Consider the following 12,326-nt stretch of genomic DNA (forward strand, 5'->3'; position numbering starts at 1 on the left):
CCGCTCACATGAGCGGCTTCTTCCCACCGGGCCCGGAGGACTTCAGCGCCGTCTCCTCCGCATCCAGGAACGCCAGCACCGACCGCACCGCCGGCTCCTGGAACCGCCCCTCCGCCCGCGCTTCCAGCACCGCACGCCGTTCCGCACCGATCATCGACCGCCGCAGCCGCCGGTACTCGAGCGGAGCGTCCTCGTCCTGATCCGACGACGGGTTCTCCAGCGCATCCGACAGGAAGACGGCGTTGATGCGCAGCCGTTCCAGCACCCGGCCGTCCTCGTTGCCGGTGACCTGCGACTCCAGATGCTCGAGCCCCGCGGTCTGCGCCTCGGCGAGGAGCCGCTGCATCTCGCTCGCCTCCTGGGCGAAGTCCGGCGGTGGCAGGCGCAGCCGCCGGATGATCCACGGCAGCGCCAGCCCCTCCAGCAGCGTGACGACCACGACCACGAACGCGAGGAACTGCAAAAACTCTCGGTGCGGCGTCTCCGCCGGCAGCAGGAACACCGCCGCGAGGGTCACCACCCCGCGGATGCCCGCGAACGACACGGCGATGCCGGTCGGCCAGTTCCATCCGCGTTCCCGCAGTCTCCTCGGTCCATGCCGGTAGAGCGCGGTCGTCCCGACCATCCACGCGAACCGGGCGAGGAACAGCGCCACCACGACAACGAGGCTGATCAGGATCGTCTGCGTCACCGTGATGCCCGATCGGAACGCCTCGCTGAGGATGCTGGAGAGCTCCAGCCCGATGAACAGGAAGACCGCGTTCTCGAGCAGGAACTGGATCGTCCTCCAGTTGATCGTCTCGGCGATCCGTGCCTCCGCCGTCTGAATGGTCGGGGAGCGGTACCCCAGGTACAGCCCCGCCACGACGACCGACAGGATGCCCGACCCGTGGAGGAGCTGCGACGGGATGAAGGCGAGGTACGGCGTGACCAGCCCGAGCGACGTGTCGAGCACGGGCGACCGCAGCCGTTTGCGGATCTGCGCCAGCACCCAGCCGACGCCGAAGCCGAAGCCGATGCCGACCACGACGGCGAGCACGAAGTCGCCCGCGATGGTCCAGGGATTGATGACGCTCACGATCGCCGCGATGCTCGCATTCAGCGCCACGAGAGCGGTCGCGTCGTTCAGCAGGCTCTCACCCTCGAGGACCGTCACGAGTCGCCGGGGGAGGTGCACGCGGCCCGCGATGGCCGTCACCGCGACCGTGTCGGTCGGCGCGACGACGGCGCCGAAGGCGAACGCCGCCGCCAGTGTGATCGCCGGCACCACCAGCCACGTCGCGACCCCCACGACCAGGACGGTGAAGGCCACGAGCCCCACCGACAGCAGCAGGATGCCGTCGCGCCTCGCCCGCACGTCGACGATCGAGGTCTGGATGGCCGCGGCGAACAGCAGGGGCGGGAGGAGCCCGTACAGCACGACCTCTGGCTCGAGCGCCACCTGCGGCACGCCGGGCACGAACGACGCGATGGCGCCGACGACGACCAGCACCACGGGCGCCGACCATCCCACACGGCGCGACAGCCCGGTCACGGTGACCGTGACGACGACGAACGACACGATCCAGATGATGGTGGGCACGGGATCCATGCTGTTCATGATGGCCGCAACGCGAAAACGCCACCAAGGGTTCCCGCAGATCGGTGGATAACCCGCTGAGAGCAGGGGCCTGTGCACACGCAATGGCCCGCTGGTGCCTGCGTGGATCGGAAGGTTCGTTCTCCAACTGTTCAGCGTGCTGGAGGATGGTGGGGAGTACGGTCGACACGCAGTACGAGAAAGGCGGTTCCGTGCGAACCCTCGTCATCATCCCCACCTACAACGAGCGGGAGAACATCGGCCCGATCGTGGGGAGGGTCCGCGTGTCGGTCCCGGATGCCGACATCCTGATCGTCGACGACGATTCGCCGGACGGCACGGGCGAGATCGCCGACGCGCTCGCCGCGACCGACGCGCAGATCCACGTGATGCACCGGGCGGGGAAGGACGGCCTCGGCGCCGCCTACCGCGACGGGATGCGCTGGGCCCTCGATGTCGGGTTCGACCGCATCGTGGAGATGGATGCCGACGGCTCGCACCGCCCGGAGCAGCTCCCGAGCCTTCTCGCGGCTCTCCGTGACGAAGACGGCGGGCCGGGCGCCGACGTCGCACTCGGTTCCCGCTGGGTCGCCGGCGGCGACGTCGTCAACTGGCCGGCCCACCGACGACTGCTCTCCCGTGGGGGGAGCCTCTACTCGCGCGCCGCCCTCGGCATCCCCGCGCGGGACGTCACAGGCGGCTACCGCGCCTTCACGGCCGAGGCGCTGCGGAGCATCCACTTCGACGACGTGGAGAGTCAGGGGTACTGCTTCCAGATCGATATGCTGCGCCGCGCGTACCGGGCGGGGCTCGCTGTCGCCGAGGTCCCGATCACCTTCGTGGAGCGCGAGCACGGCGCGTCCAAGATGACCGGTGCGATCGTGGCCGAGGCGATGCTCCGAGTTACGGGCTGGGGGATCACAGGGCTGCCGCAGCGCCTGCGACGCCACCCTGCTCCGGTGGAGGTCTCCGGCTCCGCGCAGAGGGCGTAGCGTGACGCTCATGACGACGGATCCCCTTGCGCGTTTCGGCGCAGTTCCCCAGTTCACCCTCACCAGCGACGACATCGCCGACGACCGCCCGCTGGCCCGCGCGCAGTGGGGCGCAGGTGGAGGTGGAGGGGATGTCTCGCCGCAGCTCTCGTGGAGCGGATTCCCGGCCGAGACGAAGAGCTTCGCTGTGACGATCCACGACCCGGACGCTCCGACCGGCTCCGGGTTCTGGCACTGGGCCGTGTACAACATCCCGGCCTCCGTCACCTCCCTGCCCTCCGGAGCGGGCGCCGAGGGTGGAGCGTCGCTGCCGCAGGGCGCCTCGATGCTGTCGAACGAGCTCGGCTCGAAGAGCTTCACCGGAGCCGGCCCGCCGCCCGGAACGGGGACGCACCACTACAACGTGATCGTGCACGCGCTCGACGTGGACCACCTCGACCTCGACCCCGCCTCGACTCCCGCCGTGCTGGGCTTCAACGCGCACTTCCACACCCTGGCTCGGGCGTTCCTGATCCCGATCGCCACCGCCGGCGACATCTGATCGGCGGTTCGCGGCGGCCTGTTGGTGGCGCGGGATGGCGCTCTGTCAGCGCTGGAGCCCTGTCAGTGCTTCGAGCCGGTGAGGGCGAGAATCCCTCCCAGCCCGATCATGAGCACCCCGCCGGTCGCGCCCAGCCGCTCGACGCGCTTGGGTGAGCGGCCGAACCACTCGCGCGCAGTTCCCGCGGCCAGCGCCCAGATGCTGTCGAAGATGAGCGCCAGCACCAGGAACACCACGCCGAGTTCCATGAGCTGCACCGGGATGGATCCCGCCGAGTAGTTCACGAACTGCGGCAGCACGGCCACGAAGAAGACGAGCGACTTCGGGTTGGTGAGCCCGACGAGGAACCCCTCGCCGAGGATCCGCCACGGCGAGTGGCGCGGGGGCGCCGCCTCGTGGGTGACCGCGGTGTGCCGGCGATGCCGGATCGCCTGGATTCCGAGGTACACGAGGTACGCGGCTCCGGCGAACTTCACGATCGTGAAGACGACCTCCGACTGCGCCACCACCGCGCCGATCCCCAGCGCCACCGCGACGACCAGCGGCAGCATCCCGAGCGCGTTCCCCACCACACTCAGGAGCCCGCCCAGGCGACCGAGCGCGAGCGACCGGCCGATGACGAAGAGCACGCTCGGCCCGGGGATGACGATCAGGGCGAGCGCGGTCAGCGCGAATGCGAGCAGGGAGGGCGGTGGGACCATGGGCGAGAGCGTAGCGAGGTAGGTTCGATACGTGAAGCTTCACAACGTCCGTGTGCACAGGAGCGAGGAGACTCTCGCTCGCCAGGATCAGCTCGCGTGGAAGATCGCCGACGTCGCTGCCGACCCCGTCGACGTCGACGGCGATGTCACCGACATGGTCATCAATCGCGTGATCGACAACGCGGCCGTTGCGGCGGCCTCGCTGACGCGTCGGCCGGTCGTGTCGGCCCGTTCGCAGGCGCTTGCGCACCGCCTCCCGGTCGCGCAGCTCGAGGAGCTGACGTCGACGAGCGCACACCCGCAGGACGGTGCCACCGTCTTCGGCGAGGCCTCGGACGTCCGCGTCTCGCCCGAGTGGGCCGCTTGGGCGAACGGCGTCGCGGTGCGCGAGCTGGATTACCACGACACGTTTCTGGCGGCGGAGTACTCGCATCCCGGTGACAACATCCCCCCGATCGTCGCCGTTGCGCAGCACGCCGGCCGCGCGTTCGGCCTGACAGGGCGCGACGTGGTCCGCGCCATCGCTACCGGGTACGAGATCCAGATCGATCTGGCGCGAGCGATCAGCCTCCACAAGCACAAGATCGACCACGTGGCGCATCTCGGCCCGTCGGCCGCGGCAGGCATCGGGACGCTGCTCGGCCTCCCGCCAGAGGTGATCTTCCAGGCCGTGGGCCAGGCCCTTCACACCACCACCGCCACTCGGCAGTCGCGCAAGGGCGAGATCTCCAGCTGGAAGGCTCACGCTCCCGCCTTCGCCGGCAAGATGGCTGTCGAGGCCATCGACCGCGCCATGCGCGGCGAGACCAGCCCGACCCCGATCTACGAGGGGGAGGACGGCGTGATCGCGTGGCTGCTCGACGGGCCGTCGGCCTCGTACGACGTTCCGCTGCCCGAGCCCGGCGAGCCGAAGCGCGCGATTCTCGACTCCTACACGAAGGAGCACTCCGCGGAGTATCAGGCGCAGGCGTGGATCGATCTGGCCCGCAAACTGCATCGCGAGCACCCCGCGGTCGCGGACCCCTCCCGTGTGGAGTCGATCCTCATCCACACCTCGCACCACACGCACTATGTCATCGGCTCCGGCGCGAACGATCCGCAGAAGTACGATCCGACCGCATCTCGCGAGACGCTCGACCACAGCATCCCGTACATCTTCACGGTGGCGCTCCAGGACGGTCGCTGGCATCACGCGGAGTCGTACCTGCCGACGCGCGCGGCCCGGCCGGATACCGTCGCCCTCTGGGGCAAGGTGCGCACGACGGAGGACCTGGAGTGGACCCGCCGCTACCATTCGACCGATCCGGCCGAGAAGGCCTTCGGCGGTCGGGTGGAGATCCGCATGGCCGACGGCAGCACCATCACGGACGAGATCGCTGTCGCCGACGCCCACCCGCTCGGGGCCCGGCCGTTCGCACGCGCCGACTACGTCGCCAAGTTCCGCACCTTGGCGGCCGATGTCCTCGAGGAGGCCGAGATCGAGCGATTCCTCGACGTCGCGGAGCGACTGCCGCAGCTCACCGCCGCCGAGCTGGGCGGCCTCACCATCACAGCCCGTCATGGTGTCCTGTCCTCCGTCGCTGCGCCGAAGGGATTGTTCTGATGCTGTATTCGTCGCTTCCGGCGCATGAGAAGCGCGCCGCGTTCCGAGCCCGGCTCGCGTCCGGTGAACTCGTCAGGATGCCCGGCGCCTTCAACCCGCTCAGCGCGCGCTTGATCGAGCGCAAAGGCTTCGAGGGCGTCTACATCTCGGGCGCCGTGCTCTCGGCGGAGCTCGGCCTCCCCGACATCGGGTTGACCACGCTCACCGAGGTCGCGGGCCGTTCGGCGCAGATCGCGCGGATGACGGACCTGCCCGCGCTGGTCGACGCCGACACCGGCTTCGGCGAGCCGATGAACGTCGCGCGCACGGTGCAGTCGCTGGAGGATGCGGGAGTCGCCGGTCTGCACATCGAGGACCAGGTCAACCCCAAGCGATGCGGGCATCTCGACGGCAAGCAGGTCGTCGACGAAGACACCGCCCTCAAGCGCATCCGCGCCGCCGCGGACGCCCGACGCGACCCGAACCTTCTCATCATGGCCCGCACCGACATCCGCGCGGTGGAGGGCCTCGACGCAGCGATCGACCGTGCGAAGGCGCTCGTCGACGCGGGTGCCGACGCCATCTTCCCCGAGGCGATGGCCGACCTCGGCGAGTTCGAGGCGGTGCGTCGGGCCGTGGATGTGCCGATGCTCGCCAACATGACGGAGTTCGGCAAGAGCGACCTCTTCACCGTGGACCAGCTGCGCGATGTGGGCGTGAACATCGTCATCTGGCCGGTCTCCCTCCTGCGTCTGGCGATGGGCGCGGCCGAGCGCGGGCTCGATCAGCTCGTCGGGGAGGGGACGCTGAAACCCCTGCTCGGCGAGATGCAGCATCGCGCCGATCTCTACGATCTGATCGACTACGAGGGCTACAACGCCTTCGACACCTCCGTGTTCAACTTCGAGGTGCGCCGCTAGCTCGGCGCCCGGGCAGCAAAGGAGCTCCAACACATGACCGATCCGGACATCCACAAGGGCCTCGCCGGCGTCGTGGTCGACACCACGACGATCTCTTCCGTGAACCCGCAAACCAACTCCCTTCTGTATCGCGGTTATCCGGTGCAGGAGCTCGCCGCCCACTGCTCCTTCGAGGAGGTCGCCTACCTCCTCTGGCACGGCGAGCTCCCCACGGCGGACGAGCTGGTCGCGTTCGAGGCGCTGGAGCGCTCGCTCCGCACCCTGGACGACCGCACGCGGCGTGCCATCGACGACGTGCCCGTCACCGCCCACCCGATGGATGCCCTGCGGACGGCGGTCAGCCAGCTCGGCGGACTGGACACCACCCTCCAGCAGCCCGATGGCATCCTCGACCCCGCGCTCAACGACGGCCGCGCTGTCTACCTTCTGGCCCAGCTGCCCTCGATCGTCGCCTACATCCAGCGCCGTGGGCGGGGTCTGGAGCCGGTGGAGCCCCGCGACGACCTGGACTTCTCGCGCAACTTCCTCTGGATGACCTTCGGAGAGCTGCCGGACGATGTCGTGGTGGACGCCTTCCGCGTCTCTCTCGTGCTCTACGCGGAGCACTCCTTCAACGCCTCCACGTTCACCGCCCGCGTGATCGCCTCCACCCTCTCGGACGTGTACTCGGCCGTCACCGGCGCGATCGGCGCCCTCAAGGGTCCCCTGCACGGCGGCGCCAACGAGGCAGTGATGCACGCCTTCGCCGAGATCGGCTCGGCCGACAACGCGGAGACGTGGCTCGACACCGCGCTCGCCGAGAAGCGCAAGATCATGGGCTTCGGCCATCGCGTGTACAAGAACGGCGACTCCCGGGTCCCCACCATGCGGTCAGCTCTCGAACGACTGGTCGAGCACTACGACCGAGCAGACATGCTGGCCCTCTACGACGCTCTCGAGAACGCCATGGCCGCCCGCAAGAACATCAAGCCCAACCTCGACTACCCCTCCGGCCCCGCCTACAGCCTGATGGGCTTCGACACGGAGACGTTCACCCCACTCTTCGCCGCCGCCCGCATCACCGGCTGGACCGCCCACATCTTCGAGCAGTACGCGGCGAACTCGCTCATCCGCCCCCTTTCTCAGTACACCGGCCCCGAGGAGCGCCACCTCGAGCGATAGGCGGCGCTCCCCGCCGGCGAGACCCTCCGCAGGCCTTCACCGCCACAGCAGCAGCGCATCCCCCTGCCCGCCGCCGCCGCACAGCGCGACCGCCGCACGTCCGCTACCGCGCCGCGCCAGCTCGTGTGCCGCATGACCGGCCAGCCGTGCTCCGGATGCCCCGATGGGGTGCCCGAGCGCGATGGCGCCTCCGTGGATGTTCACGCGCTCGGGGTCCAGCCCGAGGTCGGCGGTCGATTGCAGCGCCACGGCGGCGAACGCCTCGTTGATCTCGACGAAGTCCAACTCGTCCGTGGACCAGCCGGCCCGCTCGAGCGCGGCCTCGATCGCGTGCGACGGCTGCGAGTGCAGCGAGTTGTCCGGTCCGGCCACCTGCCCGCTCGAACCGACGACGGCCAGCCACTCGAGGCCCAGTCGTTCGGCGTTCTCACGGCTGGTCAGGATGAGAGCCGCCGCGCCGTCGCTGAGCGGTGAGGAGTTGCCGGCCGTCAACGTGCCGTCTTCGGCGAAGCTCGGCGCCAGCCTGGCAAGGATCTCCGGAGTCGAGTCCGGCCGTACGCCCTCGTCCGTCGTGACAACCACGGGGTCGCCCTTCCTCTGCGGGATGGAGACGGGCGCGATCTCGTCGGCGAAGGTGCCGTCGGCGATCGCTGCCCCGGCCCGTCGGTGCGAGGAAGCGGCGAAGGCGTCCTGCGCCTCCCTGGTGAGCCCCAGCCGCTCCGTGTAACGCTCGGTGGAGGCGCCCATCGAGATGCCGTCGAACGCATCGGTCAGCCCGTCGTAGGCTGCCGAGTCGAGCGCCTGAATGGAACCGTACGTCCACCCCGTGCGCGAGCCGGGCAGCAGGTGCGGCGCATTCGTCATCGACTCCTGCCCTCCCGCCGCCACCACTGTCGCTTCGCCGGCCCGGATGAGGCGGGCCGCGTCGATCACCGCTGCCAGCCCGGAGAGACACACCTTGTTGATGGTGGTCGCCGGCACGTCCCAACCGACCCCGGCGCCGATCGCGGTCTGCCGCGCCGGGTTCTGTCCCGCACCGGCTTGGAGCACCTGGCCGAAGATCACTGCATCGATCGCTTCGGGCCCGACACCGGATTCCTCGATCGCCTTGCGGAGCGCGATGGTGCCGAGTTGAACGGCGCTCTGGCTGGCGAGGGCTCCCTTGATCTTGCCGAGCGGGGTACGCGCGGCCGAGAGGATGACGACGTCGGTCGGACTGGTCATGGACGACTCCTTCTGAGAATGTGCGTCCATTGTGACCCTGAGCGAGGCTCGCGGATCGAGCGATTTTTGAATCCGTGGACAACTGCCGGGCCGCCACTGCTTGTGGACATGATCCGTCCACTGCCGAGGCGGCGTCCTCCCGGCGACCGCTTTTCCACAGGTTCGTGCCGGTGAGAAGTTCTCCACAGAATTGACGCGGTTGCGCCGCCGGGTCTCGCGCCTTCCTACGGTTGGCTCATGCCTGATCAGGAAGATGGGGAGCCTCTTGCGAACGTCCCTGCACACGACCGGCCGCGCGAGCGGATGCGGCGCCTGGGCGTCGGCTCACTCACCGACGACGAGGTCCTGGCGCTGGTCCTCGGCTCGGGCCAGACCGGGCTCAGTGTCCTGGCGCTCGCGCGTTCGATCCTGCGGCGAACGGGCGGATACCAGGGGCTGGCGTCGATGGACTTCGCTCGTCTCGAGGCTCTTCCCGGTGTCGGTCCCGCCACGGCGGGCCGTCTGGTCGCGATCATCGAGATCTGGCGACGCGCAGGCAAAGCCTCGGCGTGGACGCGGCTGGTCGACGACAAGGCGGTGGCCGACGTCGTCCGACCCGAACTGCTCCACCGTGACAGCGAACGCTTCGTCGTCGTGGTGGCGGACAGAGCTGCACGGCCGCGCGAGGTCGTCCTGCTACGCGACGGCGGAGTCGACGACTCGCAGATCCAGCCGGCCGACGTGCTGCAGGCCGTGCTCACCCGCGGGGGGCGGTCGTTCGCCGTCGCTCACAACCATCCGTCCGGAGTGCTCGACGCGTCGGTGGCCGACCTCATGCTCACGCGCAGGCTCGACACCGCCGCCGCGACGATCGGCATCCGATTCCTCGGACACATCCTCGTGGCAGGCGAGCGTTGGACGGCGCTCCCGTCATCCGGGAGCGGCGCTACGGCGTCAGGCGCGTCGGCCCGCGGAAGAGGTAGGTCGTCTCGCGAAGGTTCGAGAGGTGCAGCATGAGCATCAGTACGCGCGCCAGACCCATACCGAAGCCGCCGTGCGGCGGAATCCCGTACTCGAAGAAGCTCAGGTCGAGCTCCTCGACATCGAGCCCCTTCTCCTTCGCCTGCTCTGCGAGGATGTCGACGCGATGCTCGCGCTGAGCGCCCGTGGAGATCTCGACGCCGTTGAAGATCAGGTCGTAGCTCTTCGTCAGCGTCGGGTCGTCCTCGTGACGCATGTGGTAGTACGGCCGGATGCTGGCGTTGTAGTCGGTCAGGAAGACGAACTCGTGACCGTAGGTCTCCTGGACGTAGGCCGAGATCTGGCGCTCGCCCTCGGGGTCCATGTCGTCGTCGGCGCGCGGCACCTCGTACCCGCGCTCGGCCACGATGCGCTTCGCCTCGGCCAGCGGGATGCGCGGGAACGGCGTGGTCGGAACCGTGACCTCCACGCCGAACAGGCGCTCGATCTCCTCGCCGTGCTTATCCTTGACCGCCGTGAAGCCGGCGACGATGAGCTCCTCGTGGAGCTTCATGACATCCTCGTGGCTGTCGATCCAGCTGATCTCGCTGTCGACGCTCGTGAACTCCGTGGCGTGGCGGCTCGTGAAGCTGGGGTCGGCGCGGAACGCGGGGCCGATCTCGAAGACGCGGCCGAAGCCGGCGGCCTGGGCCATCTGCTTGAACAGCTGAGGGCTCTGGGCCAAGTACGCGGTGGTCTCGAAGTAGTCGAGCTGGAAGAGCTCCGCCCGGGACTCCGACGGCGATGCCATCAGCTTCGGCGTGTGGATCTCGATGAAGCCGTTCTCGACCCAGTACTGGCGCAGCGCGTGCTCGAACGTGGTCTGCACGCGGAAGATGAGGTTGTGCTTCGGCTCCCGGAGGTCGAGGAAGCGCCAGTCCATCCGCTTGTCGATGCCGCTGTCGGCAGCGATCGGAGTCTCCGGGATGGCCGCCGTCTCGACGGTCAGAGACGTGAGCTTGATCTCGATGCCGCCGAGCTTGACGCGCTCGTCGTGCTTGAGCTCGCCGGTGGCCCGCACGAACGTTCCCTGAGAGAGACCGGAGATGGTGGTCGCGGGCTCGTCGGCCACGACGGTCCCGTCCTCACCGACGGTGCGCGGGTTGACCAGCTGCACCGCACCCGACTCGTCGCGCAGCACGACGAACTGCACCTTCTTCTGGTCGCGGACGGTCTCGACCCATCCGGCGACGCTCACGGGGCCGTCGGGAAGGGCAGCCAGGTCTCTGATCAAAGCGCGTGCGGTCACGAGCGACAAGCCTACCGTCCGCCACTACCGCCCGCGCGGGCCGTCGCGGAGCCGTCGCCGCCCGCGCTCAGTGAATTCAAGGGAAAGCCGTCCGTAGACTGGACCGGTGGTAGCAAGCCAGGTTCATCTCGTCCGTCATGGCGAGGTGTTCAACCCCGACGGCATCCTGTACGGCAGGCTGCCGGGCTTCGGCCTCTCCAAACTCGGGCACCGGATGGCCCAGTCCGCGGCGGACGAGCTGCGCGACCGAGGCCGGCCGGTCACCGCCCTGCGCGTCTCCCCGCTTCAGCGGACACGCGAATCGGCACGCCCGGTGGCGGCGGCCTTCGACCTGGAGCCGGTCGTCGACGACAGGATCATCGAGCCGACGAACCGGTTCGAGGGCACGGTCATGCGTCGCGCGCTCAAGCGCCCCGCGAACTGGCCCTTCCTCGTGAACCCGGCTCGTCCCAGCTGGGGCGAGGCGTACACGAGCATCGAGAGCCGCATGCTCGCGGCGATCGACGAGGCGTTCGACTCCGTCCCCGACGGAGATGTCGTGCTGGTCAGCCACCAGCTCCCGATCTGGGTCAGCCACCTCTCCGTCGCCGGAGAGCGGTTCTGGCACGACCCCCGCAATCGGCGTTGTGCGCTGTCGAGCATCACCTCGTTCGAGCGCTCGGCCGGCGACGCGACCGAGGCGACAGAGGCACCGAGCCGCCTCGTCGAGGTCGGATACGTGGAGCCGGCGGCGGGGCTCCTCGCCGCGGCAACGGATGTGGGGGCGGTGTGATGCGTCGCCGAACGGGTCTGACCATGGCGCTCTCCGCGGCAGCGGTCGCCGGCGCCCTCCTCCTCTCCGGCTGCACGTCCAACGACAGCCTGGCTCAGCAGTACCGCGCCGGCAGCGGCCAGAACTACATCGCCGGTGACGGTACCGTGAGCGAGTTCGCCTCCGGCAACCGTGGTGAGGCTGTCGCTTTCGACGGCAAGCTGGCCGACGGGTCTCCCGTCTCCTCCAAGGACTATGCGGGCGACGTGCTCGTCGTGAACTTCTGGTACGCAGGCTGCCCGCCCTGCCGAGTGGAGGCTCCGGATCTCGAGGCGCTCTATCAGAAGTACAAGGGCGAGAACGTGGATTTCCTCGGTGTGAATCTCTACGACTCGGCCAGCACCGCCGCCAGCTTCGAGAACGACAAGGGCATCACCTACCCGACCGTCCTCGACCGCGACACCGGCTCCGTCCTGCTCGCCTTCAGCAAGACGGTGCCGCCGAAGGCGACGCCCACCACCTTGGTCATCGACAAGAAGGGCCGGGTCGCGGCCCGCATCCTCGGGGCGATCCCCGACCGCAGCATCCTGGACACCCTGATCTCCGACGCCGTGGCCGAGTCCTGAC

Annotated in this window: 12 protein-coding genes; 8 read left to right on the top strand and 4 right to left on the bottom strand. The window is 69.1% G+C overall.

Going from position 1 to position 12,326, the window contains the following annotated elements; translation table 11 throughout:
• Positions 1-4: 4 nt before the first annotated feature.
• Positions 5-1,591: a cation:proton antiporter gene (locus tag P5G50_RS04235; protein WP_301211892.1), complete on the bottom strand. Its 1,587-nt coding sequence runs from the start codon at positions 1,589-1,591 to the stop codon at positions 5-7.
• A gap of 200 nt (positions 1,592-1,791) precedes the next feature.
• On the opposite strand from P5G50_RS04235, the gene P5G50_RS04240 reads away from it, so the two are divergent.
• Both P5G50_RS04240 and P5G50_RS04245 read left to right on the top strand, forming a co-directional pair.
• The gene (locus P5G50_RS04240; protein WP_301211893.1) at positions 1,792-2,571 is read left to right on the top strand and encodes a polyprenol monophosphomannose synthase; all 780 of its coding nucleotides are present in this window, start codon (positions 1,792-1,794) and stop codon (positions 2,569-2,571) included.
• Between the two features lie 10 nt (positions 2,572-2,581).
• Positions 2,582-3,112, top strand: coding sequence for a YbhB/YbcL family Raf kinase inhibitor-like protein (locus P5G50_RS04245; protein ID WP_301211894.1), 531 nt, complete (start codon positions 2,582-2,584; stop codon positions 3,110-3,112).
• Positions 3,113-3,174: 62 nt separating this feature from the next.
• On the opposite strand, the gene P5G50_RS04250 is transcribed toward P5G50_RS04245, so the two are convergent.
• A complete protein-coding gene (locus tag P5G50_RS04250) occupies positions 3,175-3,813 on the bottom strand; it encodes a LysE family translocator (protein WP_301211895.1) in 639 nt (212 codons plus the stop codon).
• A gap of 31 nt (positions 3,814-3,844) precedes the next feature.
• Between P5G50_RS04250 and P5G50_RS04255 the strand changes: the two genes are divergently transcribed.
• The 3 genes from P5G50_RS04255 to P5G50_RS04265 are packed head-to-tail and all read left to right on the top strand — an operon-like array spanning position 3,845 to position 7,476.
• Positions 3,845-5,416 carry an MmgE/PrpD family protein gene (locus tag P5G50_RS04255; RefSeq protein ID WP_301211896.1) on the top strand — a complete coding sequence of 524 codons (1,572 nt, stop codon included), beginning with the start codon at positions 3,845-3,847 and terminating at the stop codon, positions 5,414-5,416.
• The gene (gene prpB, locus P5G50_RS04260) at positions 5,416-6,315 is read left to right on the top strand and encodes a methylisocitrate lyase (protein ID WP_301211897.1); all 900 of its coding nucleotides are present in this window, start codon (positions 5,416-5,418) and stop codon (positions 6,313-6,315) included. Before P5G50_RS04255 ends, prpB begins: the two co-directional genes overlap by 1 nt.
• A 33-nt stretch (positions 6,316-6,348) precedes the next feature.
• Positions 6,349-7,476, top strand: a complete 1,128-nt coding sequence (locus P5G50_RS04265) for a bifunctional 2-methylcitrate synthase/citrate synthase (RefSeq protein WP_301211898.1) — start codon at positions 6,349-6,351, stop codon at positions 7,474-7,476.
• A gap of 36 nt (positions 7,477-7,512) precedes the next feature.
• Here the strand turns inward: P5G50_RS04265 and P5G50_RS04270 are convergent, their stop codons facing one another.
• The gene (locus P5G50_RS04270; protein WP_301211899.1) at positions 7,513-8,700 is read right to left on the bottom strand and encodes an acetyl-CoA C-acetyltransferase; all 1,188 of its coding nucleotides are present in this window, start codon (positions 8,698-8,700) and stop codon (positions 7,513-7,515) included.
• A gap of 237 nt (positions 8,701-8,937) precedes the next feature.
• Here P5G50_RS04270 and P5G50_RS04275 point away from each other — a divergent pair, with 237 nt between their 5' ends.
• The gene (locus P5G50_RS04275; RefSeq protein ID WP_301211900.1) at positions 8,938-9,696 is read left to right on the top strand and encodes a JAB domain-containing protein; all 759 of its coding nucleotides are present in this window, start codon (positions 8,938-8,940) and stop codon (positions 9,694-9,696) included.
• On the opposite strand, the gene aspS is transcribed toward P5G50_RS04275, so the two are convergent.
• Positions 9,626-10,933 carry an aspartate--tRNA(Asn) ligase gene (gene aspS / locus P5G50_RS04280; protein ID WP_435870916.1) on the bottom strand — a complete coding sequence of 436 codons (1,308 nt, stop codon included), beginning with the start codon at positions 10,931-10,933 and terminating at the stop codon, positions 9,626-9,628. The genes P5G50_RS04275 and aspS overlap by 71 nt on opposite strands.
• Positions 10,934-11,054: 121 nt before the next feature.
• Between aspS and P5G50_RS04285 the strand changes: the two genes are divergently transcribed.
• A complete protein-coding gene (locus P5G50_RS04285; protein ID WP_301211902.1) occupies positions 11,055-11,720 on the top strand; it encodes a histidine phosphatase family protein in 666 nt (221 codons plus the stop codon).
• Between the two features lie 23 nt (positions 11,721-11,743).
• Positions 11,744-12,325, top strand: coding sequence for a TlpA family protein disulfide reductase (locus tag P5G50_RS04290; RefSeq protein ID WP_301211903.1), 582 nt, complete (start codon positions 11,744-11,746; stop codon positions 12,323-12,325).
• The last annotated feature ends 1 nt before the right edge of the window (position 12,326 follow it).

This window comes from Leifsonia williamsii, from assembly GCF_030433685.1.
Classification (GTDB): Bacteria; Actinomycetota; Actinomycetes; order Actinomycetales; family Microbacteriaceae; genus Leifsonia; species Leifsonia williamsii.